The organism is Vibrio nigripulchritudo (genome assembly GCF_027924785.1).
GTDB lineage: Bacteria > Pseudomonadota > Gammaproteobacteria > Enterobacterales > Vibrionaceae > Vibrio > Vibrio nigripulchritudo.
The window spans coordinates 539,768-563,125 of record NZ_AP027050.1; the positions used below are offsets into that span (position 1 = coordinate 539,768).

Genomic DNA, 23,358 nt, shown 5'->3' on the forward strand with positions numbered 1-23,358 from the left:
TGTCTTCCTGTTTCACCCTAACTCATGTGTTCTGCAATGGCTAAAGCTGCGCCTACGGTGCCAGAGCGATGACCAAATTTGGCTTTGTAAATGGGAATATTCTGACACTCTTCCGCCCAGATTCGGTCTCGGAGCGTTACTTCCATAAACATATGGTAAATGTTGTGGGCGCACCCCAGACCACCTCCCATCACGATCGCTTCTGGATCCAGCATATTGACCATTTGGGCGAGTAAGCTTCCTAACACTTCACTGGCTAATTTTATGTATTGCCTTTCTTCACCGATGGAAAGTTCCGCCTTGGTCAACAGTTCGGGCAGGGTGTTGTAACGCTGGTCTGGGTGGCTCATATTCCAGCAGTTCAGCAGCCCTGAACCGGATACCAGCGCTTCTGGTAAATAGTTAACTGCGCGCAGGTCTGGCGTGCAGGCAGTTAAGGTATTGCTGGCGAAGTGAATCGCGTACCCGTTTTTACCGCGCCAGGGCTTCCCGTTGTTAAATAAGGTATAGCTCAACCCAGTGCCAAGTGAGACATAGACAAAAGACTGGTGATCTTTTCCTGCTCCCAGAGTGGCCTCGGCAAGCCCGGCAACCCGCACGTCGCTCTCAAACAGAACGTTTTCCAACGGGAAATCTGATTGGCTTAATGAGCGTAAATCGAAATTCCAGTCACTCACGATTTTTCCATCGCTGTTCACCAGTTCTGGAAAGGCAATGCCGCATCCTTTGACCGGAATACTCTTAACGCTGGCGAACTCTATGTGATGAGCGAGTAGCTTTTGAATGTCTGCAATGATGTCTTTCTTTGGACGCTGCTTTTGAGTCGCCATCTGGGTTTCGCACAGTATTTTTCCTGTAGACACATCCACTAATGCCGACGCCATTTTGGTTCCGCCGATGTCGATACCAACGTAGGCATCGGGTAAGGCTTCCGCTGTTTTGTATACCGCTTGTTGACTCATGGTGTACCCAGCCCGAGTCGTCTGGCGTAGTCAAAACTGTTTTTGGCATGGGTATACGCCATGTTGTGAATGTCCGGGTAGATGTCTTGTTCAATGACGGCAAAACCCTTAAACGACTGTTTTTCCAACTCTTGTTTGATGGCGTGAAAATTTACTGCGCCTTCGCCAAGAGGCACCATTACTCCGAGCTCAAATGCTTCGTCATCACTCAGGTTTTTCTGTTTCACCTTTTCGCGAATGGATTGGCTCATGTCCTTGAGATGGTAATAGTGAATTCTGGACCCAAACTCGCGAATAAAATCCTCTGGCACGCCTCCGGTATACAGGTGATGCCCGGTATCAAAGCATAGGTTGACGTAATCAGGGTGTGTGTCATTCAGCAAGCGTAAAATCTGATGCTCGTTTTCAATACATGTGGAGATGTGTGGGTGGAAAACGTATTTCAGCCCATATTCTTCCTTAACTATTTTGGCGGTTTCCCCTATAACGGAAACCACGTGTTTCCAGTCCTTAAGACTAAGATTTCTGTCGCTGGGGTGTTTATAGAGACTGTCACCATCCATAAAGACAAAATACTTTGCGCCCAAGGCTTCCAACAACGGGCAGATCTTATTGATATCTCGTTTAATGTTGTCTAGTGCATTGGGGACGATTAAGTCAGACATATGGGCAGAACTGCACACCTGAAGGTGGTGGGCATCCAGTTCATATTGAAGTTGACCTATGTCTGTTGGCAGATAGCCGTAAGGGCCCAGTTCAATGTTTCGGAATCCGCACAAGCTTGCTTCATCAAGAAATTTTTGCCAGTTTGGTTGCATGTGATCTTTGGGATACCAAACCCCCCAAGAACATGGGCAGGTGGCTAAGGTAATCTTGCTGCTCATGACTTACCCTCTTGCTGGCGATCTTCTATGTTTAAGTTCTCTGCGATGCAGTCTATGGCTTGCAGAACCAATTCTAAGTCCTGTTGTGAATCCTGCAGGCTGGTGAGCACGGGGGCGTTGGTCGTCAGAGTTTTGTGCCAGTAGAGCAGCTCTAAATTGAATTGATCCTGATAGAACGGACCGTGCATTTCGCTTGGATGATGCCCCTCACCACTTTGAAACTCCAGGCTGGTGGGTAAATTGCGAATGTAAGGGGTGGGATAATTGATCTTCAGTCGCTTGGTGTCGGACGTAATTTCTATGCTGGCATCGACTCTTGGAATGTTGTCGATCAGGATTTCATAGGTTGCGAAAAATGACCCGTAATCCAGCGTCAGCCCGATATGTTCACCCGTCGGATTACAAAATGCACTGACGACGCGTTTTGGCGGCTGAATCAGTTGCCGAAGCGCGACCAGGTTGTGAATCGCAGCCCCAGTCAGCACTCGGTAACATTTCCACAAAAGATCAGAATGCGCTTTTGCCCCGAGTAATTCGTGCCTCTGGAGATCTTCTTCCAACTTGCTGCGCTCAATCTGACTGACGTCATGATCAGAAGGGTAATAGAGGTCGGATACTTGTGGCAGAAAGTAATCGCTTTCGCGTTGCAGATCTTTCACCCGAACGCTTTTGATTTCGCCTAGTTCAGAAAGCTTGGTTTGAGCAAGGGCGTACGCTTTGGCATACACTCGCATGTATCCGACAGTAACGTCGACCTGATGCTGAGCCGCTAATTCTATGAGCTCACTGACATGTCGGGGAAGTAAACAACTGGGCTTTTCCAGTAGTACCGGTTTGCCTGCCTGCACGGCCAGTTTAGTGTGTGCGAAATGCATCGGGTCGGGGGACATGATGATCACCGCATCAACGCTGTCACTCTCTATCAGTTCTTCCGCGCTGTTGTAGCCATTGGCGACGTGATAGCGCTGGCAGACTTCGGTGACCAGTGTCTGGCTGATATCAAATACCGCAGTGACCTGGAATTTGTCGGGGTGATGAAACAGGGTTGGAAGGTGCAAACTTTGAGCGGCTTCTCCCAAGCCAATGAGCCCCAGTCGAACAGGTGATGTCAGCATACTGTTCTTGTTTCCCTAATGTTCTCTGATTGACTGGGCAGGAGCGAGTTTCGCCCCTGCCGTTATTATGATTATGGGTTACCACTTACCGCGACGCTTCAGGCGTTTGAGCTCGGCTTCCATTTCATCAAGCGCTTTCTCAGCACTGATGTCTCCTGCCAGAGCCTTATGCACTTTTGTCCAGATGGCGTTACTCACCCTGCTGTACTGGTCACCAGTAACTTGTGAAGGTCTGGCGACAACATTAGCGAATGAGGTTTGCATGTCTGCAAGAAACGGATTGGCGTTGAGCACATCGCTGTCTTTATAAAGCGCAGGTAACGTCGGGCTGTAGCTGGCTTCAATCGCGCGTCTCTTTTGCTCTTTCATACCTGTCAGATATTCCACCAGACTTACGGCAGTTTCTGGCGAGCGAGAGTACTTGGAAACCCCAAGCAAAGCGGTTCCGTAACAACCTGCATTGATGCCGTTAGCCGCACCTTTCGGAAGCGCCATTACACCAACTTTGTCTTTGATTACTGAATCTTCAGAATTGGCGAGGCTCCATACATAGGACCAGTTACGGTGGAACAAGGCATTACCGTTCTGGAATACACCACGTGAGGACTCTTCATCGTAGTTCAGAGTGCCCGGCGGGCTAATGGTGTTTATCCAGCTAGCGGCTGTACTCAGTATTTCGCGATTGGCTGGCGTGTTTACAGTCACGTTGCCATCGCCGTCAATAATGGTGCCGCCATCCGTCGAACCGAACCATTCGATGGCATTACAGGTCAGCCCTTCATAAGAGCGCCCTTGCCACGCGTAGCCCCAGAAATCGGCATTGCCTGCCGCTCTTTCTTTCTTCTGAACATCCGAAGCGATTTTCGTCAGCTCCTGATAGGTGGCTGGTGACCGTATTTTTCCAGCAGGTCTTTGCGATAAAACAACATGCCTGTGTCCATGTACCAAGGAACAGAAAGGACTTTTCCATTCACTGTGGTGCCGTCGACAGCCGCTTTGAAATGCTGATTCAGTGTGTCGGAAGAAACGTGTTCACGCATATCCAAAAGGTGGGATTTAAGTGCTCCCGGCCAGATGGTATCGAGAATCAGAACGTCAATGTCTTTCGACTTAGAGACCAAAAGTTGTTGATAGAGCGGCAACACGTCGTCCCAGCTAGCGGGTAACGTGACCACATTTACGGTATTTCCTGTCTGTTTCGCCCAAGCATTTGTGCCATCCTTGCACAGCTGTAACTCCACTCCGGATGAACTACAAAACACTGTGACTTCTTCAGCTGATGCTTTAAGTGCAAGGCTGTTTGCCAGTACACCCAAAGCTAGTATGGGTATGAGCTTTTTCATATCACCTCCATGTGCTTCGTTATTAAATCCATTAAATGGAATTAAATGATAAAACTGTCATTATTGTATATTTTTTGATCGATTATTTGTGATCTCGGAATGATTTAATTTCTTATAATGAGAAAAATCAGTCGGTTAAAATTTGGACGAATTTTTTATTCAACCGAATTGGTATCTGGGCATGATTCTGGACTTCTGTTAACGTGAAAAATCAGAGCATAAGGATATGCTTAAGCAAATATCAGAGATCTTCAGTGCATATAAAAGTTCAGAAGAAGGAAGCAAAGAGGCGGTTTTGAAAGGAAAGAATCACGTACAAACAAAGCGTTCTAATCTCAGTGTGGTGTTTGAAATCATTCGCCAAAACCCTCGTATTAGCCGTGTTTCAGTGGCGCAAATGTCCGGTCTGCGCAATCAGACCATTACTAATCTGGTTCGTGAACTGATTCAGACAGGGTACGTTCTGGAAGTCGGTAAAGTTCAGGGTAAGCGAGGGCAGCCACAAACTTTACTTGAAGTGAACCCAGCCTCCTGTGTGTCTATCGGTTTGCAGATTGATCAAGGCTTCATTAGCGGAAGTCTGGTGGACCTGAATTTGGAAACGTTGGCTGAACATCAGGTTGTGCTGGATAGCCTTGAACCTGCTTATGTTGTTTGCCAGCTTTCTTCGCTGGTTGAAATGCTGATTCAGTGCGTTCCCGATTCCAGAAAAAGTATGGTTGGAGTTGGCGTAGCCGTGGCAACGCTGGTCAAGGACGACACCGAGCGACATCTGGTTGGCGCAGAATGGGAGTCGTGGAACAAGTTTAACCTTACCGAGCAACTTAGCCAGAAGCTTGGCTACCCTGTGTATCTGGAAAATGATGCGACCTCTGCGGCAATTGGTCACAGTTTTGGAGGCGGTCGTGATCGGTTAGAGAACTTTATTTACCTTTACATTGGTAATGGCTTAGGGGCTGGCATCATTACCAATAATCAGCCATACAAAGGGGCGTGGAGCAATGCAGGCGAAGTTGGTCGTATCCACTGGCACTGTTCCGGAGATGTGGAGTACATAGAAACCCATCTGTCGGTTCAGGCACTGAAAACCATGGTTAACTATTCGGGATCCGATTTAGAACTCCCCGCCTTCATCGATCAAAACTGCCTACGCAGTAAAGCGTGTGAGAACTGGGTTGTTGAGTCAGCAAAGCGCCTTCGGTATGTCATCAATATTCTGGAAAACTTGTTTGAACCGGAAAGTATCGTGGTTGGAAGCCGGCTTTCTGGTGAGGTAATGGATCGTCTGGTGGATGCCACTTTGCCCCTGTTTCCGTCGATTTGTGAGCGTCATGAACGAACGCGAAAAAGGATCACTCTTAGTCATCATTCCGTGTCTGTTGGGGCGGCTTCATTGCCTCTGTTTGGGCTGTGTCACCCTGATCGCCATGATCTCTTTGAATGCTCGCACCAACTCCCTCCTACATTCAAAGTGGTTGATTTGGAAGAATAGATACATAATGCTTAACTACTTAGCCAACACCTAAAATCGAATGAATACAGCGAACCAAATCAGACTCGTTTCTTTTCAGGTTGAAGAGTTTACGAAGGCATACGCCATTTTCAAAGAATACATGAAACCAGTGATTGATGACGCGCTAGGCTGGGATGAAGCGTTTCAATCTGACGGCTTTTTTAACCGTTTGAAGCCGGAATGGTGCTACTGGATAGAAAGTGAAGGGCACAACGTAGGTGTGGTGATTCACAAAACCACTGAGGAATCGGTTCATGTGCACCTTCTGGTGGTGTTTTCGCAAGCTCAGGGGAAGGGAATTGCGCAGCAGGCGATGAGCCTGATTGAGCAAGATGCGATTTCAAAACAGCTTCCAGTGACCTTAAGTTGTTTTAAGAACAATATTGCCGCGTTGAAGTTGTATCAAGGGCTTGGGTTTAAAGGCGTTTCAGAGGATGAACTGTTTTTTGATATGAAAAAGCAGGTGGAATAAAAAGGCAGGAAGCCCTGCCTTTGAAATACTCTGGGTATAGATTACAGGCTTGCCAGAATGGTTTCTGCTTTGCTGCCTTCGAATGTTTTTGGAGGCTCTACATTCAATGTTGTCACCACACCATCTTCAATGATCATCGCGTAACGCTGAGAGCGTACTCCGCCGAATGATTCCGTATCCATTTCCAAACCAAGTGCTTTTGTAAATGACGCATCGCCATCCGCCAGCATTTTGATTTCGCTAGCGTTCTGCGCATCGCCCCATGATTTCATTACAAATGCATCGTTTACTGAAACACACGCAATCAGATCGACGCCTTTTGCTTTCAGCTGATCAGCGAGCACAACGTAACCCGGCAAGTGCGCTTCAGAGCATGTTGGTGTGAAAGCACCAGGTACCGCAAATAACACGACTTTTTTGCCTGCAAATAGCTCGGCTACATCGTGGTTAGTCATGCCATCTGCTGTCAGTTCGCTGAGTGAACCTGCTGGAAGCTTTTGTCCTTGTTCAATCATTACTTCATTCCTTTTTCATTGTATTGGGGAATTGAGTGTACGCCGATTCAGGGGAGGTAAAAACACTCAGACTTTGAGGTTAATTGGATTGTGGCACCGAGTTATCATGCTCATTCAAAAAAGAGACTTCTGGGTACTCCACCCGATAACCCAAATCATCCAGAATGGCGACAGTGATTATCCCAATATTTTCGCCATTAGCGCCTACTTCATGAGTCAGTGGCGGGATTCTATTTCCGTTTTGGTCATAGCGAACAGGGTCATCAATCAGAACATGGTCATACAGATGGTCTCCCGTGCGGGAAAAAGGCAAGCAAGGGTACTGGTTGTCGTAGAGGTGGTTGTACCATCTCACCGCCTGACTGCGCTCCAGACAATAGGCTGGTCCTTGCATAAAGGCGTTATCTTCAAGATAGGCACCCGTTAAAATCCCGATTCCAAAAACATGTGCCAGTTCATGACGCAGGGTAGTTTGATAGTCGGTAGGATCAAATTCGGGGTGATGCGTACGGGTATGGATTCGTATGGTTGCCGATTTTGGAAAAGCGGCATTCGCAATATCGACATACTCTTCAATAACAGCATCACCATCTGACTCGATGGCATCTGTTAATTCGAAGTGTATTGATATTGTATGATGGGAAATACCATCAATGGCTTTGACATACTTTAGCCATTCCGAAGCGGCATCCAGATATCGGCTTTTATCGTAATCTGAAGCATTCTGAGAAAAACTCAGGTTCAGGGTTATTCCCTCATTTCGGACGTGTTGACCAAGAGAACCAAAGCTACTGAATGAAAAAATGACACCGATAAAAGCGAGCAAGTAGCTCAGTTGTTTTAAAAGATTTCTACAAATCAGGCAGAGTAAAGGCTGAATATAAGTCATCTGTGGGCTTACTGTTTGAAAATCCATTTATTGAAAAGGATTATACAAATTTATCAGTAAAGTTATGTAAGGCTGTGTAACTGCCATTTCATTATTAAAATATAAGGAACGAGGTAGGATAAAATTACGATTCTATTCACAACCTATTAATATTATGGAGAGAAAAAGAGACCGACTCTTGTCTTATATTTAAGAGCGAAAATGCTAACTCTGTACTATAAAAAACACTATTTTTAAAAAGTGTGACCTTCAACCAGAGAGTATTAATAAAACACATTTTTATTTTTCTAATTCGACACAGCTAAATTAATAATGCGTTCATCTTAGAAAGGGTGAATGCTATGAGCAAAATTATACTGTACTTTGTTTTGATTTTGGGTGTCGCCGCATTGGTCGTTATTGACGAGAAAGACGAAACTCAAGATCACCAAAAGGCAAAACAAAGCGTGGAAAGCAGTGATGGTACAGCACCATCTTCCCCTCCAAAAGAAACGAGCAATAACTTAAGCGATGGTACAACTGTCGTTATACATTCAGGGGTGAGTGCCGTTGAGTCAGCTGAACCTTCCTATGATTCAAAACCCACTCAGGTGTCAGACCCTTGGTTCGAAGTGACGGATACGCTAACCATTGATAGTCTTAAGCCATTAAGTGAAGCCATTGAAACGCTGTTGGCTATTGAGTTTAAAGATATCGACGAACTGGCTGAACTTGCTTCTGGCGATAAGGTGAATCTCACTCTGCCTAACGGAGAAGGAATTTTAATCTCCGTTACACATGCCAAACAACAACCTAATCATATTAAAACCTGGTCAGGTATATTTGAAACACAGGGTTCTCAATTTCCCGTTGTATTTACTTTCGGTGAAAGCAATGTATTTGGATTTATCGGTCATCCTGATGCTGAATACAAAATAACGGGTATTAAAAATACCGCGTGGTTATACGAAGTTCCTACCGAACACTATTTTGAAGCCCCTCATTAACTATTTTCTAATTTATATCCAAGTGACCTCAAGATGCAGGATTCAGAGCCTCATATTCTGTTTCAGTTCAAGGAAACGAACGCAGCGGAATGACCCGTCCTTTCCAAGTTCTTTGACGATGAAATGAGACAGAATATGGGCTCCCAAGGGCGAGTTTAACTGGCTTTCATACTGCGTTACCGATTCTTGATTTAGACCCACTAGATCTTCAAATCGGTGTCTTGTCTGAAAAGCCAGTTAATTCTCGCTGAACTTAGCATCTTGAGGTTACTTGGGTATAGACAACCCTCAAATAATAAAGGAAAAAGTATGTATAAATTAGGCATTGCTGCAGCCTTGGCGGCAGGAGTCTTTACGCCTGTTATTCACGCAAATGAAGCCCCTGTTCCCGTTACTACACAGATAGATCTGCTTGGCGTGTATACCCCGGGTTTAAAGAAACACTACAACGATGAGCCTGTAACTGCCATTCAGCACAGGGTGAATGTCGCGAACATGGTGTTTGAGATGAGTAAGGTGGACGTGAATGTCAATCTGGTTGGAACCATGGAAGCCAAATACGATGAAGGGGAAAGACAGATCTCGCAGACAGATGCTTTAGGTGCCATAACGCCCGATACCAAAGGTTACACCAACAAAGCGTTCAACAAGGTCGAAGGAAAACGTAAGGAGCTGGGCGCTGATATGGTGACTTTGTTTCGCAATTTAAACGTGAACAACTCACCCGATCACAGGAAGAAAAAGATCACCAAAGGAAACAAAACCTACACGTCTATTTCTACGAGCTGCGGAAGAGCCCATACGTTAAGGAAATACGAGCACGACAACGCTCCAGCGCTAGTGAAACGTAAGCTGTATAGCCACGTTTATACCAACGAGTGTAAAGACGATACCTTAGTACACGAGCTCGGACACAATATGGGGCTTTATCACGCGCGCGAACAATATTCAGGGAAACTGCCACATACCAATGGATATTCGTTCTCGGGGGCATATGGTTATGGCGTTGAAGGTCAGCTAGCAACTACTATGGCATACAACCACAAGTTTAAGGTGAGTAAAAGTACCTATACGTTTTCTAACCCAGATATCCAATGCAATGGCGTTCCCTGTGGTCTGAAAGAGGTTGCCAACGCGGTGAAAACCCTTCGCTATACTGCGCCATTGGTTGCCAAAGTAATGACAAGACCCGTTCCTCAGCCTCAGGTAAATTAACGACTTCCCAATTCAATCTTCTCATATCCAAGTGCGGGTTGTGCCCGCACTTTTTCAATTCAGCGAATTCGGTTGCTTATCAAATTACCCGTTTCCAACTAATAAAACACTCAACCTCCTACATTCGAATGTTCATTTCCTCTAAGCCTACCTATATTTTCATTAGAGCTTACAGCGAATGCTGATGAGCTTTTAAAAACAATAAGGCGACCCTGTTTGTGCTGTCGGAGGTTAGCCAATATGACACTGGAAACAACAAGGAAAATCTGATGAGCAAACCGATCGTAGCGGATAATAAGCCGATCAAAGTCGATCTCAAAAAAGGAGACGATTACTACTTCTGCGCCTGCGGGCGTTCCAAAAACCAGCCGTTTTGCGATGGCTCACACGCAGGGACAGACTTCAAACCAAAACATTTTACGGCTGAAAATGATGGAGATGCCTACCTGTGCCAATGCAAGCACACCGCCAATGCACCGTTTTGCGATGGCAGCCATAAGCAGTTTACCGCTGAGCAGGTAGGTCAGGAAGGGCCAGGAGTTCAGGTACAGGCTGGGTCAGAACCAACTGCGTCTGCAACCAAAGAAGAACCCACAGTGGAATTCATTCACCAGTTGGCAAGAGAGGGGCTGTCGAAACTTGGTCATCATGGTCCCATGACGTCTATGGGAGTGCCGAGATACCAGCTGCCACACTGGGATGATTTGCAGGTGATGGTAGCGCAAATGGCGACCAAGCCACTTTTGGAAGATGTGGCAGTTAATACCGAACTGGTAATCGGTCCTGAAACTAAAAAGCCTCTGACCTTAAAGATACCGCTATTTGTCTCGGACATGAGCTTTGGTGCGCTTTCGGAAGAAGCCAAAGTGTCGTTGGCAAGCGGCGCTGAACTGGCTGGAACGGGTATCTGTTCTGGTGAGGGAGGCATGTTGCCAGAAGAGCAGGCAGCCAACTCTCGCTATTTTTATGAACTGGCGAGTGCGGGTTTCGGATACAAAGAAGACTTACTCACCAAGGTACAAGCATTTCATTTCAAAGGTGGACAAGGTGCAAAAACGGGCACTGGAGGGCACCTTCCCGGCACCAAAAACATTGGTAAGATCTCGCAGGTTAGGGGGATTCCGGAAGGGGAGTCTGCTATCTCGCCTCCAACCTTTAAAGACTTGAATTCTGCAAAGGATTTCAAAAAGTTTGCCGATCGAGTGCGTGAAGTCAGTGGGGGGATTCCCATCGGATTTAAGCTGAGCGCCAACCATATCGAGAAAGACATCCAGTTCGCACTGGATGCCAGCGCAGACTACATCATTTTAGATGGGCGAGGCGGTGGCACAGGCGCTGCACCAGAAATGTTTCGGGATCATATCAGTGTACCTACCATTCCAGCACTAGCCAGAGCGCGTCGCTACCTAGACCAGCAGGGAGCAAGTGGACGTGTCACCTTAATTATCACTGGCGGCTTAAGAGTCCCTATGGACTTTATTAAAGCTATGGCGCTTGGTGCAGATGGTATTGCGGTATCCAACAGCGCCATGCAGTCCATTGGCTGTGTGGCAGCGCGTATGTGTAACACCAATAATTGCCCCGCAGGGATAGCGACACAAAAAGCGGATCTGCGACAGCGATTAAATGTTGCCAAAGCATCGAACCAGTTGAAGAACTTCTTTGAAGCCTCAACAGAACTGATGCAGGTTATGGCGCGAGCTTGTGGGCATCACTCTTTGAGTCAATTTAACAAAGAAGATTTAGCTACATGGCATCGTGAGATGGCGCAGCTTTCTGGGGTGAGGTACTCAGGATTTGAATCCATCTAACCTCGGGAGTGGAACAGAATGCCCATCGAATCAATCGATGGGCATTTTTATAAAATGCTATTGCTAGGTATAATCCCAATCTTTTCAGAAAGTAAAGTCAGAAGGGAACACAAGGTGATTGAAAGAAAGCGTGGTATTTATCAGGGAAGAAACAAGTCTTCCGCCTACAAAGATCTGGTCTGGACGGTTGCTACGTCCTCCGATACGTCGTTGGATATTGTTGGTCAGACTCAGCTTACGTTAGATACCATTCAGAACAATCTGAACGAACTCGGCAGTGACAAAACGCAGATTGTGTCGGCGCAAGTTTATATCGCGAATATGGCTGACAAACCCCTAATGGATAAGGTGTGGTGTGACTGGATGGGGGAAAATCCAGATCACTGGCCTCAAAGAGCGTGCTTAGGTGTCGACCTGGAAGGGGATGTACTCATTGAAGTCACGGTGACAGCAGTAAGATAACCAGATAAAGCCATCCGAAATTCCAATTAGCGCCCAATCTTATTATTGGGCGTTTTTGTGCCAACCTTCAAATAACCAGCCCCAGTCTTTATCTGAAAACAGGGTATATTGAATAGCTGTTCTATTCCAAGGAAGGTAGAAATGGAAACACTACTCAAAGAATTTCCCACCGTCACCGAAATACAAGTCGCATGGGGAGAAATGGACGCCCTTCAGCACGTGAATAACGTTGTTTATTTTCGCTATTTCGAAACCGCAAGGCTGGATTACTTCAAAAAGATTGGTCTGCTTGTTGATATTCAGCAGTCTCAGATTGGTCCGGTATTGAGCGAAACACAATGTCGCTACAAGCTTCCGGTGACGTTTCCAGATACGCTTTGGATTGGTAGCAGGGTAATTGATCTTCAGGAAGACCGCTTCACCAAGGAATATCATGCGTTTAGCGAAAAGTGGGGAAAGATAGCCACAATCGGTAAAGCGACTTGCGTGATGTTTGATTTTAAGAACAACACGAAAACCCGCATTCCGGACAATATCAGGGATTCTATATTGTCGGTGGAAAGTGAAGTGGGAAATACACTCTAAAGCTTGTGGCAAGTAAAAAAGCGAACTCCATTTGAAGTTCGCTTTTTCTATGTTAGTCGCGTGGGCGGCGTCTGTTTTTATTTTGCCCAGAAGATCGGGCTTTGTGAGCTGAAGCGGCCTTAGCCTGAGACTTTAGAATGGACTCGACCGTCAGCTCCATAGGTTCTTTTGGCTCTAGCCCATGTCTGAATGTGCGAGCGCGCGGCGGAAGTTGGTACTCTTCTTCTGAAGCGCGAGGCATTCGCTTAAAGCGATACAGATAAAAGTTTTCTACCTTTTCCCTCGCCCAATCCGTCTTTTTTAAGTACTTAACGCTGCTGGCAATTGTAGGCTTGGTGTGAAAACAGTTAAAGCGCATCGCAGCGTCTAAAATATCCCATCCGTAGAAGTCCACCAGCTCCTGCAACATGGTTTCCATTTTTAAACCATGGAGCGGGTTATTTTTTTGAAGTTCGATTCTTTCTTCTTCAGTCATCATAGCGATTTACCTGTTCATACGGACTTGGGTGGCGCATGGTGTCACGGCTTTGTTTTCTTGTCACCAATTTAAATGAATTTACTTATTCGCAAACCCAACCATTACTTTGGTGAGTAAGCGAATCAGTTCCTGCTGCTCATTCTGTTCCAGATGAGAAAGGGCACCCTGATTAACTTGATGCGCCAAAGGCTGAAGCGTGTCTTTAAGCTTTCTGCCTTCTTCAGTCAGATAAATTCGGTAAGATCTGCGGCTGTTTGGATCCGCTTGTCTTTCCACCCACCCTCGATCTTCAAGTTTATCTAGGGTTCGCGTTGTGGTGGAATTTTCGATGCGAGATTTGTCAGAAAGCTCTCGCTGAGTCACGCCTTCCTGCTCCCACAGACACATCATCGTTGGCCAAAAGCTTTTAGGGAAATCATGTTTTGCCAGCTCTTGTTCAAGCTTCTTAGCCATGTGCGATGCGACGACGTTTACTTTCCAACCAAAACTTTTCTCACGTTCAAATGTTTCGCTCATTGTTATCTCTTATGCAAATGCAACTGTTGCAATGGTAACGGAAATTGCAAGCACTAGCACCATTAACGCACGAGCATTCGACGCAAAATAGAGGCTTGTGTTCGCGCTGATTTGTTTTTGTACCCCGGAGACCATCGCCCAAGTCAATGGCGTGCCTTTGAGTTTGTAGATAAGAACAGTACCAACATGAAAAGCGATCAAACCTGGAAGTACGTTCGCTCCGATCATGTGCAGTTGCTCAACGATCATGAACACTTCCTCGGTAAGCAAATTTCCGACGATGGGTATTTCGTCCAACATGCCCGCCATTGTCATTCCAGAAATACACTGGAAAAGTAAGGCAGAAAGCATCACCACCACCATCCACCCTCCGGCTGGGTTATGACCTAACGACGCAGATTTGCCCGATTTTAGGTAGTTCATAACGGCTTTAGGCGAGGCAATAAACTGGCGAAATTGACTGGTTTGGCTGCCAGCGATTCCCCACAAAACACGCCATACCAGTAATGTGAATAGTGCCAACCCTAGCTGGACATGAGGCCCATTTCCCGAGAACCCCGACCCCATTAAGGCGACAAATAGCAGAGCCTGAAGCCAGTGATAAATGCGTGTTGGTAAGTCCCAGATTTTCATAACTCGTTTCCTCTTGCTTTGTTGTGTTGCTAATAATTTAAAGTGCAATTGTTGCAAATGCAATAGTTGTTGTGTAAATTGTTTTCCATTCCAAAGATAAGAGGGGTGTTTAAATGGTGAGAGCGTCTAACAAAATGGCATTAACGGTAATGACAGGGTTGATGCTAACTGTGCCAACTTGGGTGCAAGCGGGTCATCAAGACTGGATTACTATCCGGCAGGAAGCCTTTGAGTTGATCGAAAAACAAACCGATCAGGTGGCGGCACTTCTCAGAAAAAGAGAAACAGATTGGCAAGCGGTTCTGGAGGTGAGCGAGCAACTCGCTGAAGACAGCGCGATGTTAAAAAACGCATTTCCGCCAGAGAGCCAAGCCGGAAGTAAAGCGAAAGATTCGGTCTGGACTAAACCCGAAAAATTCCATTCATTGATGCACGACTTTGGAGAAGGTTACGCAACTCTTCTTACCGCAAGTAAAGAACAAAATTTGTCGCTAGCAGAGCAGGGGCTGAATCAGGCAGAGAAGACCTGTCGTGCCTGCCACAGAAGCTATCGATCACGTTGGTAGGCAACATGTTCCCACTTATCGTGGGAGATCGGTGATCTCGTTTACCTTTGTATTCAACGAGGTGACCGAAAACATTACAACTATGAGGTAATGCAATGAAAATTATGATTAAAGCGATCGTTTTGGTAGGCGCAATGCTGTCAGCTTTTACCGTATATGCAGTTGACTTTGGGGTAGAGCTGAAATGGAACACACAGGATCACGACAAAGTCCTGAAAGCCATGCCGGAACAGAAAGAGGCATTTGGACAGCTGATTAAACAGGGTTCGATTAAAGACATGTACATCTACGAAAGTGAGATAGATGGAAATCCGACCAGACTTATCAGGTTTGTTATCAGCGGTGACAGTGCAAATCAGGTGCGGAATACCCTAGAGAAGTTGCCACTGTACAAACAGAATCTGGTTAAGATAGTTGATGTTCTTCCTTTGGGATCCAAATGGCTGGATAAGACGCCTCTGGTATACAACTACGGAATCACCATGACCTGGAAAGAGGGGATTGACCCTGCTGAAATAGACCGTGTTCTGGGTATCGACCTGCAACGCGTCGTAAGCCTGAATCAAGCCGGATTTCTAACCTCTGCGTATCTGAATACCCAAGAAGTGAGCAAGGGTGTGACTCGCCCGGTTTATCATGTGGCATTCACCGCTCAAGATGAAGCTCATGTAAAAGAGCTTTCTAAGCAATTTGAAGCCATTCGCATGGGCTATGCTGAGATTCAGGTTCAACCTCTGGGTAATAAAGTGAACCTCGACAATCTGGTCGGCAGCCAATAACAGGATAGATAAGGCAGCGAGGCTGCCTTTTTTACTAGAATCCAACGACAAAAGTTGATCGGTTAGAAGTCGCGAGCGTATTAAGAAAGGTGCACTCTTTTTCGCTTATTTCGACGCCGAGCCTCTATGAAAACAAAAACCATCCGCTTAATTCTGGGTGACCAACTGAATTACCAACATTCTTGGTATCAAAACATCGACGACTCCATCCTCTACGTGATCGCAGAGCTCAAACAGGAAACTGATTACACCAAACACCATATCCAGAAAGTGTGCGCGTTTTTCTCTGCAATGGAATCCTTTTCTACTTGGTTGGCTGAATCGGGTCATCAGGTCAAGTATCTGACCCTTGATGACACAGAGGCTTTTGCCGACCTGCCCGATTTGCTCATGAATTTATGCCTTCAAACAGGTGCCAGTCAGCTGCAATATCAGTCTCCAGATGAATACCGGCTTTCTCAGCAACTTTCTGAACTGGACATTGAAGGTGTTTCCATAACATGCGTGGATACTGAACATTTCATGCTGAGCGCGGAGTTAATTCCCGGTCAGTTCCCTAAAGGAAAGCATGTGCTTATGGAGCATTTCTATCGGCGGATGAGAAAGCAGTTTGGCATTCTGATGGACGCCAATGACAAGCCCGTTGGTGGAAAATGGAATTACGACGCCAATAACCGAAAGAAGCTAAAGCCAGCAGATATCGACCAGCTTCCTGAGCCACTAATGTTTGCCAACGACATCACGACCATACTTGAGCGAATAGAGCGCCATGGCGTAGTGACGATGGGAAACATTGGTGAACAATTACTTTGGCCGGTAAATCGTTCCCAAGCGCTGAACTTGCTTGCCCATTTTTGCCAGATCTGCCTGCCGCTTTTTGGCACCTTTCAAGATGCGATGACCAGCCAACACAAAGCGAAATGGAGTCTGTATCACAGCCGGCTTTCCTTTGCGATAAACGCAAAAATTTTGTCGCCGTTGGAAGTCATCGATGCCGCACTGACTCGCTATGAGCAACCTAACAGCAATGTGTCACTAGACCAGATTGAGGGCTTTGTTCGCCAAATTATCGGATGGCGGGAATACATCCGGGGTGTCTATTGGGCGAACATGCCGGAATATGCTGAAAAGAACCATCTGAACGCCACGCGTGCATTGCCCGACTATTTCTGGACAGGTAAAACTCGAATGCACTGCATGAAACAGGCGATCGACCAGTCACTGGATTATGCTTATGCACATCACATTCAAAGGCTAATGGTGACAGGCAATTTTGCCTTAGTTACGGGCTGTCACCCAGACGAAGTCGACGACTGGTATCTGGGTATTTACGTGGATGCAATTGAGTGGGTAGAAATGCCCAATACGCGCGGTATGGCTCTGTTTGCAGACGGTGGTGTGATTGCGACAAAACCCTATGCTGCCAGTGGCTCTTACATCAACAAAATGAGCGACTACTGCAAAGGTTGCCATTACGACGTGAAACAGCGCAGTGGAGAAAGTGCCTGTCCATTCAATGGTTTTTACTGGCGATTTATGAATCAACACCGCGAACTACTCAGCAAAAACCCCAGAATAGGGATGATCTATCGGAGTTGGGACAATATGGATCTGGAAGTTCAGGACGCGATACTCGATACAGCAGAAAAAAACTTACAAAGAATTGAGGAGCTTTAAATTGAACCGAATGGTCGTAGGAGGAAATGGAGGAATTGGGCTGGCAATGGTCAGGCACCTTTTGGATGCATACCCAAACGATAGGGTAATTGCGACCTATCGCCGTGAGAAGCCAGCCATTGCAGCGAAAAACCTTCGCTGGGTGAACATGGATGCCTCGGATGAAACTTCAGTAAAGTCTGTGTTTGATTCAATCGACGATTTGGATTGGCTGATCAATGCCGCAGGTTTTCTCCATTCACAAAGCAAACATCCAGAGAAGAACATTCAACAAACCGACAGTGCCTTTTTTCTGGAAACCATGAGCGCCAATACTCTACCAACTCTGTTGCTTGCAAAACACGCCTATCCTTTGCTGAGAAAGAGTAAGCAGCCCAAATTTGCATCGCTGTCTGCACGGGTAGGGAGCATCAGTGACAATCGGTTAGGAGGTTGGTACAGCTACCGCGCATCCAAAGCGGCACTTAATATGATCATCAAAAATCTGAGCATTGAGTGGAGCCGGACCCTCCCTAAAGCCACGGTTCTGGCGCTTCACCCAGGAACAACGGATACCGCATTATCAGAGCCGTTTCAACGAAACGTACCCGAGGGAAAACTGTTCACACCCGAACGTGTAGCAAGGGATTTGGTTAGCATTGTCGAAAGCGCTGAGCCATCACAAACCGGTCTTTTGCTGGCGTATGACGGCTCAGTGATTCCTTGGTAGCAGGTCGTTTTTACCTTTTATTCAAATTATTCTAGCTACCAAAGATATGACTCCACTTATCCTTACACGCCTGTTCATATGACGCATCGCTTGAAAAACCAAGTTTTGAGAGCATATTACTGCGTTCACTATTACTGAAAATATGGGCGTCGTGGTTACCCGGAAGAGTGCCGCGCACCATTTCCAGACAAGTCTTATAGTTCGCTGGATCAGTCAGATAACCTTCGAGTGTTTTGTTGATTTTCCAACGTGAAGAAATGCACATCCCAACACTATCTTGCCCTCTACAAGCTGCAAGCTCAGCTGCCTTGGTAAACTGCGATTTTGGAATAGTGATATCCAGCTTATCTTCAATGTATCGGAAAAGATCTCTTTCGCCGTAAATGTCATCACCATGACTTAACCAGCGATCCACCGTTGGGAAATACAACATGGAATGATTCAAAGAAAACGGAGATTCTGCGGCTGGTAGCGCGTTATTGCCCAAAACAATGGATGAAGGAATATTCAGTGTTTTCGCTAATGAGTGAACAATTCGGGTTGCACTATGACAGCCTTTAATTGCCATGTGTGGGGTTCTCAATCGAAGAAAAGAAAACGGAACTGGCATGTACCTTGGTACATCGATACTGCTTTCCACATCAATGGGAGTCGATTGCCCGGCTCTGTTCTTGTAAAAAATGTCGGAGCTGGAGCCGTGCTCGAACTTCTGAGTCAGTTTAAACAGTTCTCTCAAGGCATCTTTCTGAGTGCTCGAAGCCGAGATTTTCGTGCCAAAGCTTTCCATCAACCACTGATAGTTCTCGTAAGGGGAAGAGTTGTAGATATAGGTAAACTTAGGTGAGAAGAACGAGGCAATGTCAGCAACCGTCACCGAATCGAGGGAAGGGTGCTTGGTGGTGAAACGTCGGGTGGCAGTATTCAACATTTCATAAGACGTGTAAGCCATCAGAACGTTTTTCTCTTTCCACATCGAGTGAAGTTCTTCAGAAGTGTTATTGGTAAGAGACCATGGAACACGGTTGTTTACGTCCATCCATAGTGCTAAGGCAATGTGACTCGCGATGATCTGCGTGGTTTTATAGAGCGGTGTGGTGTGCTCTTTCCAGTCCTGGCAGTTTTGCTCAATGTGGTCAATTTTGCAGGCGAGATTGGCTTTGCGTTGTTCCTGATAGGGAAGGTGTTTCGATTTCTCCGAGCAGGTTTCACCAGAAATAATGGCGCACTTCTGAATGTTCTGCTCTGGGTTATAGTCTATGAGTGAACCCTGACCAGATTCTAAAAGCTCCAAAGAGTCGCCAATTTTTCGTGTTAAGAACGCATTTCTTTTGACTATCCATTCTTCGACCAAAGGACGTATCTGTTTTAGTTCCGGTGCTTTCTCTAGGTAATATTCCGAATCAATCGCAGTCACCATCGCATCAACAATGTGCTGGTTAGCAGGCTTAGTCAGAAAGTCCTTGTACTTGTGGGGCATCGACCCCCAATCATATTGCTGAAAGTCTCCTGAACTCTGCGCGTGCGCTTCAGAAGCATAAAATAGCGAAGCGGAAAACAGTGATGTAGAAATGATGAGTGTGGAAAAAATGGATTGGCGAATATTCACAAAATACCTTTGCTATGTGATTGAAGAAGCATAGATTTTAGATATGCCAATACGCCCATACAATTCGCTGATTTGGCTTTTATGATGTCCATTCAGCAAGAAAGAGGGTATTGCGAAACTTCTTATTTTTGAGCTTTATATGTAATTATTAGGTTATTTTAAAGTCTCAGTTACCCAGTGATATCGACCCATTTAGTTCATATTGCAAGCGAGCTGATCTTTCAAAATTAGATGTCGTTTTTTTTTAATCTGCCAATAAAAGTAAAGGACCATCGAAATCGCAACTAAGTGTATGGCAGCATAAGAACATTGGGAAACAAAACTAGAACTGAACAGGAAAAGCCAGCCTGCTGCTGCACCCCAGACTTTTCCTACATCAAAAGACAACGACAATATACTTGGCACTATAGTAAGAGCGCTAAAAGAATGGATGATTATGTACAAAATAGTGGATTGGCTATCACTTCTTAGTTGTATAAAAGGTAATATCTCATTGCCAACAATCGCAGCGCAGAAAGAAAGGAAAATAAGTGTTGTGAGAATCCGCAAATACTTTACATTTCGCTCGAACATCTCATGTCTTCCTACAGATTACCCCTTAATTGAGCAGACACAATGCTTTAAACACTTTAATTGTCGCAAGTCCAAAATGTTACATCTTGTCTGTCAGTTTGACGCTTTTATTATATCTACCTAAGCCTCATATGACCGACATTTGCATATGAAGTGTTAGCCCAAACTTTTGTGCAACTATCTACAACATAGAAGTCTACTGGTTTCGACGCCGCATATGCTGATAAAGCCATAGAAAACCAATTTTTATGAGTCGTAGAGTTGATCATTACATCGCCAGAGGAGTTCACCGCACAACCCCCGGGATTGTTAAAGCTAGAAAGTTTTATTAGCACTTTATCTCCATCAAGAGCATAAATACCAGTAATCGTAGCTTTTCCTGACCAACCAGCAGCTGCGAAGCTATTTAGCGAAAACAATAGTCCAAAAACAATAATAAATACTTTTTTCATAGTTAACCTCAAAGAAAAAATATAATGCCCACTTAAGTGGTGAGCAACGAAATGCTGATGTTTCTGCAAACCACCTTAAGCACTAAACGCAACGCATAGTAAAACTGCAACACGTTGCGAATTAGCCCTAAGGTGTTTGTTATACCAGAACTATTTACCTGACAAGAAGTCTACTTTTTTATTTTGCTTTTTCAATCGGCTATATGAAAAAACAACCACTAACTTCAGACCAAAGTAAGACAATATGCAGACTGCGAATAAATGTATCACTAACAGATCAAATGACGACATATCTTCTGCTAAATTTGAACTCAAAAGTTTATGTAACAGTAACAAAACGAGCACCATTAAAATGGGCAAAAATAGAATTAATAAACCAACCTGTTTTGCGTAGTTTCCGTAGACTGACCGAATTTCACTTCAAGCTTTTTCAGGTACAACGTTTTCAAAGCAGTATAAATACAAGCTAGCATTACCAAAATCTGACAGCCAAACACGACATAAAAAATATCAGATTCGGCTAGATATTCTGGCTTCATCACTTTAAACAGCAAATGTAATATTTCACTTAGCATCGCAATCTCATTTGTCGAGCTATGCTCGGAACCATAACGAATGACATGGGGTCCCCCTCCCTAGAGTCTGCGACATTTGAGGTGTTATCGATTAACATTGGAGACACCATATCTAATAGTTCCTATTTTGGCGGTATCTATTTAGCGAATTAGCGAAAAATTACTTCATTATCCGTGTCGTCTACTTCAACGGGAAAGTCATTCTCCAGAAATCCGTTGCTCGCACTAAGCTTCTGACTACCATAGAAAATATGCTACTTATCGCTATAAATCATTACATAGTTTATATTTTCTAAACCAGCAGCATTACAAACACCTGACCCTTGAACCGTAACTACTTTATTTGCCATTAAAGCAGCGAGAGCTGTACTGTGCTGGATTTCGTTAACTAGAGTTAAACGATTTTGACTATTGCTTTTATCACATGCAGAGCTATTAATATCTGTTTTTAAATAGATGACGTTATAGGGATCCTTAATTCCTTCTGCCTGAATCTTAGAAATATTGGCAGTCCATGAGGCTGAGTGAGCAGTGGTTGATAAAAGTAATGATAGTAGCAAAATAATTTTATTTTTCATTGGTCTAATTCCTTATTAAATTATTAACATAACACTATGGTAAGTGGATGATAAATTAACACATAACGTAAACAAGCCACCGTAAAAATAGAACAAGCATTGAAGTAAATTCGCGAGCGTTGGTAACCTGCTTTATACAGATCGTTGTATTAGATCAGTACGCTGACCAATTTAATAAGGTAGGCCGATCTCCATTACATATGGCATCCGTAATTCTCATATTGACCGACTTACCAGCTACCCATACCGTCATAAGTGCGGAATAGTGCGTTTTTCCTGGTTCTTTTGAAGAATCTAAAGAGACTACATTACCTGGATGCCCACAACCTTTAGAAGAGTGCTGTTTGTCCAATAAGACTGTGAACTGATCTCCATAGAATTCAATGTTTTGAATTTTTGCCCCATGAACCTGACTAATTCCAGCTTGAGAAAACATAGGGCAAACAGTTAATACTATTAATGACATGATTTTTTTCATAATTTATTAGCCTATTTTGATTTAACAGATGACATTGATTCCTCATTCCTAGAATCTGCCATATTGAGGTGGTATCGATTGATACTAGAAGCACCATATCTAATTGGGCGGTATCAACTTAGCGAAAAATCGCTTTAGCATCCACATTACGGCCTTCAACGGCAAAATCTTTCTCCACAAGTTCGTCACGTGCCCTAACCTGCTGACTAACATAGCAAAAGTACCACCAATACGTATAGGGTCGTAAGCGTGCGGAGGCGCGCATTTGTGAGCGAAAAGCATAGATCCAACCAAGGCTAACCGATAAATGTCTAGTGCCCTAACTAAGAAACGTCGGTAACGGTGAGACCGGAATAAGAGAGTCTCTATATGTGTTTGTCGTAAGCCGAGCTCAATGACCCAAATGACAAAACGAAGTAGATGACTTTGTCGTTCGAGATGGGTTGGCTGCTAACACAGCCAACAGAGCGTTATTGCCTATTGACAGGCGGAAGGGTCATATGTGTTATGTACTGATTGCTTTACACATGTTGTGGCTAACCACCTGATATCCTAAGCTATTATATAAGTCTAGTGCGCCAGAGTTTTGATGAAAAACATGAAGCCCTATGCTAGTTACCCCAAGCTTAGAAACTACGCCCTCAATCAAATTAAGTGCTGACTTGGCATAGCCTTTTCTACGGTAATCTTCAAATATTCCTATGTCATATATAAAGGCAGATTTTGAATCTACTTTGACCCAAATATAGCCTACATTATTATTGTTATTATGTTCTATGACGTTAAATAAATAATTATTTTTGCTTTCTAAACCCTCAGGTAAAAGGTGGTCATATTCTTTTTTAGACTTCTCTAATGACCCATTATCATCCCAACGTCCTGATTCAATATTATTCTTTGCATAAGAAGGGATTGCTAAGTTTAAATACTCTCTGAATGTTTCTTCATTCATTGGTTTTAATGATACTTGCATATATAGTGACCTT

At 44.8% G+C, this 23,358-nt stretch carries 25 protein-coding genes and 1 pseudogene; 11 read left to right on the forward strand and 15 right to left on the reverse strand.

Annotated features, from left to right (window positions below; all coding sequences use genetic code 11):
- Window positions 1-17: 17 nt before the first annotated feature.
- The 4 genes and pseudogenes from QMG91_RS20765 to QMG91_RS20780 form a co-directional block, all read right to left on the reverse strand.
- On the reverse strand, window positions 18-962 hold the full coding sequence (locus QMG91_RS20765) for an ROK family protein (protein WP_281831877.1): 945 nt from the start codon (window positions 960-962) through the stop codon (window positions 18-20).
- Entirely contained in the window at window positions 959-1,846 is an 888-nt protein-coding gene (locus tag QMG91_RS20770) for a sugar phosphate isomerase/epimerase family protein (protein WP_281831879.1), read from the reverse strand. The genes QMG91_RS20765 and QMG91_RS20770 overlap by 4 nt, the downstream gene beginning before the upstream one ends.
- Complete coding sequence (locus QMG91_RS20775) at window positions 1,843-2,961, reverse strand: Gfo/Idh/MocA family protein (protein WP_281831881.1); 1,119 nt, start codon at window positions 2,959-2,961, stop codon at window positions 1,843-1,845. Before QMG91_RS20775 ends, QMG91_RS20770 begins: the two co-directional genes overlap by 4 nt.
- Before the next feature lie 78 nt (window positions 2,962-3,039).
- A pseudogene (locus tag QMG91_RS20780) lies at window positions 3,040-4,304 on the reverse strand (ABC transporter substrate-binding protein).
- 226 nt (window positions 4,305-4,530) lie between these two features.
- On the opposite strand from QMG91_RS20780, the gene QMG91_RS20785 reads away from it, so the two are divergent.
- Complete coding sequence (locus QMG91_RS20785) at window positions 4,531-5,796, forward strand: ROK family transcriptional regulator (protein ID WP_281831883.1); 1,266 nt, start codon at window positions 4,531-4,533, stop codon at window positions 5,794-5,796.
- 40 nt (window positions 5,797-5,836) lie between these two features.
- Window positions 5,837-6,289 (forward strand): GNAT family N-acetyltransferase, encoded by a 453-nt coding sequence (locus QMG91_RS20790; protein WP_281831884.1) that lies wholly within the window; start codon window positions 5,837-5,839, stop codon window positions 6,287-6,289.
- Window positions 6,290-6,330: 41 nt separating this feature from the next.
- Here the strand turns inward: QMG91_RS20790 and QMG91_RS20795 are convergent, their stop codons facing one another.
- Complete coding sequence (locus QMG91_RS20795) at window positions 6,331-6,804, reverse strand: peroxiredoxin (RefSeq protein WP_022560969.1); 474 nt, start codon at window positions 6,802-6,804, stop codon at window positions 6,331-6,333.
- Window positions 6,805-6,883: 79 nt separating this feature from the next.
- Window positions 6,884-7,693: a hypothetical protein gene (locus QMG91_RS20800; RefSeq protein ID WP_281831886.1), complete on the reverse strand. Its 810-nt coding sequence runs from the start codon at window positions 7,691-7,693 to the stop codon at window positions 6,884-6,886.
- A gap of 341 nt (window positions 7,694-8,034) precedes the next feature.
- Here QMG91_RS20800 and QMG91_RS20805 point away from each other — a divergent pair, with 341 nt between their 5' ends.
- From QMG91_RS20805 to QMG91_RS20825, 5 genes are all read left to right on the forward strand, one after another.
- Window positions 8,035-8,679 (forward strand): hypothetical protein, encoded by a 645-nt coding sequence (locus QMG91_RS20805; protein WP_004406969.1) that lies wholly within the window; start codon window positions 8,035-8,037, stop codon window positions 8,677-8,679.
- Window positions 8,680-8,988: 309 nt separating this feature from the next.
- Window positions 8,989-9,894 carry a zinc-dependent metalloprotease family protein gene (locus QMG91_RS20810; RefSeq protein ID WP_281831888.1) on the forward strand — a complete coding sequence of 302 codons (906 nt, stop codon included), beginning with the start codon at window positions 8,989-8,991 and terminating at the stop codon, window positions 9,892-9,894.
- Between the two features lie 269 nt (window positions 9,895-10,163).
- Window positions 10,164-11,705 carry a glutamate synthase-related protein gene (locus QMG91_RS20815; RefSeq protein ID WP_281831890.1) on the forward strand — a complete coding sequence of 514 codons (1,542 nt, stop codon included), beginning with the start codon at window positions 10,164-10,166 and terminating at the stop codon, window positions 11,703-11,705.
- Window positions 11,706-11,819: 114 nt separating this feature from the next.
- Window positions 11,820-12,167, forward strand: coding sequence for a RidA family protein (locus QMG91_RS20820; RefSeq protein WP_038142979.1), 348 nt, complete (start codon window positions 11,820-11,822; stop codon window positions 12,165-12,167).
- 141 nt (window positions 12,168-12,308) lie between these two features.
- Entirely contained in the window at window positions 12,309-12,752 is a 444-nt protein-coding gene (locus QMG91_RS20825; RefSeq protein WP_022590993.1) for an acyl-CoA thioesterase, read from the forward strand.
- A gap of 52 nt (window positions 12,753-12,804) precedes the next feature.
- Here QMG91_RS20825 and QMG91_RS20830 read toward each other — a convergent pair whose 3' ends face one another.
- The 3 genes from QMG91_RS20830 to QMG91_RS20840 all read right to left on the reverse strand — a co-directional run bounded on the left by QMG91_RS20830 (window position 12,805) and on the right by QMG91_RS20840 (window position 14,379).
- Window positions 12,805-13,230, reverse strand: a complete 426-nt coding sequence (locus QMG91_RS20830) for a VF530 family protein (RefSeq protein WP_022560976.1) — start codon at window positions 13,228-13,230, stop codon at window positions 12,805-12,807.
- A gap of 78 nt (window positions 13,231-13,308) precedes the next feature.
- Window positions 13,309-13,746 carry a MarR family winged helix-turn-helix transcriptional regulator gene (locus QMG91_RS20835; RefSeq protein ID WP_281831895.1) on the reverse strand — a complete coding sequence of 146 codons (438 nt, stop codon included), beginning with the start codon at window positions 13,744-13,746 and terminating at the stop codon, window positions 13,309-13,311.
- Between the two features lie 9 nt (window positions 13,747-13,755).
- Entirely contained in the window at window positions 13,756-14,379 is a 624-nt protein-coding gene (locus tag QMG91_RS20840; RefSeq protein ID WP_281831897.1) for a cytochrome b/b6 domain-containing protein, read from the reverse strand.
- Between the two features lie 113 nt (window positions 14,380-14,492).
- Between QMG91_RS20840 and QMG91_RS20845 the strand changes: the two genes are divergently transcribed.
- From QMG91_RS20845 to QMG91_RS20860, 4 genes are all read left to right on the forward strand, one after another.
- Entirely contained in the window at window positions 14,493-14,945 is a 453-nt protein-coding gene (locus tag QMG91_RS20845; RefSeq protein ID WP_281831899.1) for a c-type cytochrome, read from the forward strand.
- A 95-nt stretch (window positions 14,946-15,040) separates the two neighbouring features.
- On the forward strand, window positions 15,041-15,724 hold the full coding sequence (locus tag QMG91_RS20850) for a hypothetical protein (protein WP_281831901.1): 684 nt from the start codon (window positions 15,041-15,043) through the stop codon (window positions 15,722-15,724).
- Window positions 15,725-15,850: 126 nt separating this feature from the next.
- The gene (locus tag QMG91_RS20855) at window positions 15,851-17,401 is read left to right on the forward strand and encodes a cryptochrome/photolyase family protein (protein WP_281831903.1); all 1,551 of its coding nucleotides are present in this window, start codon (window positions 15,851-15,853) and stop codon (window positions 17,399-17,401) included.
- 1 nt (window position 17,402) lies between these two features.
- The gene (locus QMG91_RS20860) at window positions 17,403-18,110 is read left to right on the forward strand and encodes an SDR family oxidoreductase (RefSeq protein WP_281831904.1); all 708 of its coding nucleotides are present in this window, start codon (window positions 17,403-17,405) and stop codon (window positions 18,108-18,110) included.
- 31 nt (window positions 18,111-18,141) lie between these two features.
- On the opposite strand, the gene QMG91_RS20865 is transcribed toward QMG91_RS20860, so the two are convergent.
- From QMG91_RS20865 to QMG91_RS20900, 6 genes are all read right to left on the reverse strand, one after another.
- The gene (locus QMG91_RS20865) at window positions 18,142-19,716 is read right to left on the reverse strand and encodes a hypothetical protein (RefSeq protein WP_281831906.1); all 1,575 of its coding nucleotides are present in this window, start codon (window positions 19,714-19,716) and stop codon (window positions 18,142-18,144) included.
- 689 nt (window positions 19,717-20,405) lie between these two features.
- The gene (locus tag QMG91_RS20870; protein ID WP_022591001.1) at window positions 20,406-20,741 is read right to left on the reverse strand and encodes a hypothetical protein; all 336 of its coding nucleotides are present in this window, start codon (window positions 20,739-20,741) and stop codon (window positions 20,406-20,408) included.
- A gap of 368 nt (window positions 20,742-21,109) precedes the next feature.
- Window positions 21,110-21,316, reverse strand: coding sequence for a hypothetical protein (locus tag QMG91_RS20880; RefSeq protein WP_281870336.1), 207 nt, complete (start codon window positions 21,314-21,316; stop codon window positions 21,110-21,112).
- 254 nt (window positions 21,317-21,570) lie between these two features.
- A complete protein-coding gene (locus QMG91_RS20890) occupies window positions 21,571-21,894 on the reverse strand; it encodes a hypothetical protein (RefSeq protein ID WP_281831910.1) in 324 nt (107 codons plus the stop codon).
- Window positions 21,895-22,048: 154 nt separating this feature from the next.
- Entirely contained in the window at window positions 22,049-22,372 is a 324-nt protein-coding gene (locus tag QMG91_RS20895) for a hypothetical protein (protein WP_281831912.1), read from the reverse strand.
- A gap of 505 nt (window positions 22,373-22,877) precedes the next feature.
- Window positions 22,878-23,345: a GNAT family N-acetyltransferase gene (locus QMG91_RS20900; protein ID WP_281831914.1), complete on the reverse strand. Its 468-nt coding sequence runs from the start codon at window positions 23,343-23,345 to the stop codon at window positions 22,878-22,880.
- Window positions 23,346-23,358: the final 13 nt, after the last annotated feature.

Excerpts from the sequence above, each read along its gene's own strand:
- QMG91_RS20850 (WP_281831901.1), top strand. The coding sequence starts at position 15,041 with ATGAAAATTATGATTAAAGCGATCGTTTTGGTAGGCGCAATGCTGTCA.
- QMG91_RS20835 (WP_281831895.1), bottom strand. The coding sequence starts at position 13,746 with ATGAGCGAAACATTTGAACGTGAGAAAAGTTTTGGTTGGAAAGTAAAC.
- QMG91_RS20790 (WP_281831884.1), top strand. The coding sequence starts at position 5,837 with ATGAATACAGCGAACCAAATCAGACTCGTTTCTTTTCAGGTTGAAGAG.
- QMG91_RS20765 (WP_281831877.1), bottom strand. The coding sequence starts at position 962 with ATGAGTCAACAAGCGGTATACAAAACAGCGGAAGCCTTACCCGATGCC.
- QMG91_RS20815 (WP_281831890.1), top strand. The coding sequence starts at position 10,164 with ATGAGCAAACCGATCGTAGCGGATAATAAGCCGATCAAAGTCGATCTC.
- QMG91_RS20795 (WP_022560969.1), bottom strand. The coding sequence starts at position 6,804 with ATGATTGAACAAGGACAAAAGCTTCCAGCAGGTTCACTCAGCGAACTG.
- QMG91_RS20880 (WP_281870336.1), bottom strand. The coding sequence starts at position 21,316 with ATGCTAAGTGAAATATTACATTTGCTGTTTAAAGTGATGAAGCCAGAA.
- QMG91_RS20825 (WP_022590993.1), top strand. The coding sequence starts at position 12,309 with ATGGAAACACTACTCAAAGAATTTCCCACCGTCACCGAAATACAAGTC.
- QMG91_RS20810 (WP_281831888.1), top strand. The coding sequence starts at position 8,989 with ATGTATAAATTAGGCATTGCTGCAGCCTTGGCGGCAGGAGTCTTTACG.
- QMG91_RS20770 (WP_281831879.1), bottom strand. The coding sequence starts at position 1,846 with ATGAGCAGCAAGATTACCTTAGCCACCTGCCCATGTTCTTGGGGGGTT.
- QMG91_RS20800 (WP_281831886.1), bottom strand. The coding sequence starts at position 7,693 with ATGACTTATATTCAGCCTTTACTCTGCCTGATTTGTAGAAATCTTTTA.
- QMG91_RS20870 (WP_022591001.1), bottom strand. The coding sequence starts at position 20,741 with ATGAAAAAAGTATTTATTATTGTTTTTGGACTATTGTTTTCGCTAAAT.
- QMG91_RS20890 (WP_281831910.1), bottom strand. The coding sequence starts at position 21,894 with ATGAAAAATAAAATTATTTTGCTACTATCATTACTTTTATCAACCACT.
- QMG91_RS20840 (WP_281831897.1), bottom strand. The coding sequence starts at position 14,379 with ATGAAAATCTGGGACTTACCAACACGCATTTATCACTGGCTTCAGGCT.
- QMG91_RS20845 (WP_281831899.1), top strand. The coding sequence starts at position 14,493 with ATGGTGAGAGCGTCTAACAAAATGGCATTAACGGTAATGACAGGGTTG.
- QMG91_RS20785 (WP_281831883.1), top strand. The coding sequence starts at position 4,531 with ATGCTTAAGCAAATATCAGAGATCTTCAGTGCATATAAAAGTTCAGAA.
- QMG91_RS20775 (WP_281831881.1), bottom strand. The coding sequence starts at position 2,961 with ATGCTGACATCACCTGTTCGACTGGGGCTCATTGGCTTGGGAGAAGCC.
- QMG91_RS20805 (WP_004406969.1), top strand. The coding sequence starts at position 8,035 with ATGAGCAAAATTATACTGTACTTTGTTTTGATTTTGGGTGTCGCCGCA.
- QMG91_RS20895 (WP_281831912.1), bottom strand. The coding sequence starts at position 22,372 with ATGAAAAAAATCATGTCATTAATAGTATTAACTGTTTGCCCTATGTTT.
- QMG91_RS20900 (WP_281831914.1), bottom strand. The coding sequence starts at position 23,345 with ATGCAAGTATCATTAAAACCAATGAATGAAGAAACATTCAGAGAGTAT.
- QMG91_RS20830 (WP_022560976.1), bottom strand. The coding sequence starts at position 13,230 with ATGATGACTGAAGAAGAAAGAATCGAACTTCAAAAAAATAACCCGCTC.
- QMG91_RS20855 (WP_281831903.1), top strand. The coding sequence starts at position 15,851 with ATGAAAACAAAAACCATCCGCTTAATTCTGGGTGACCAACTGAATTAC.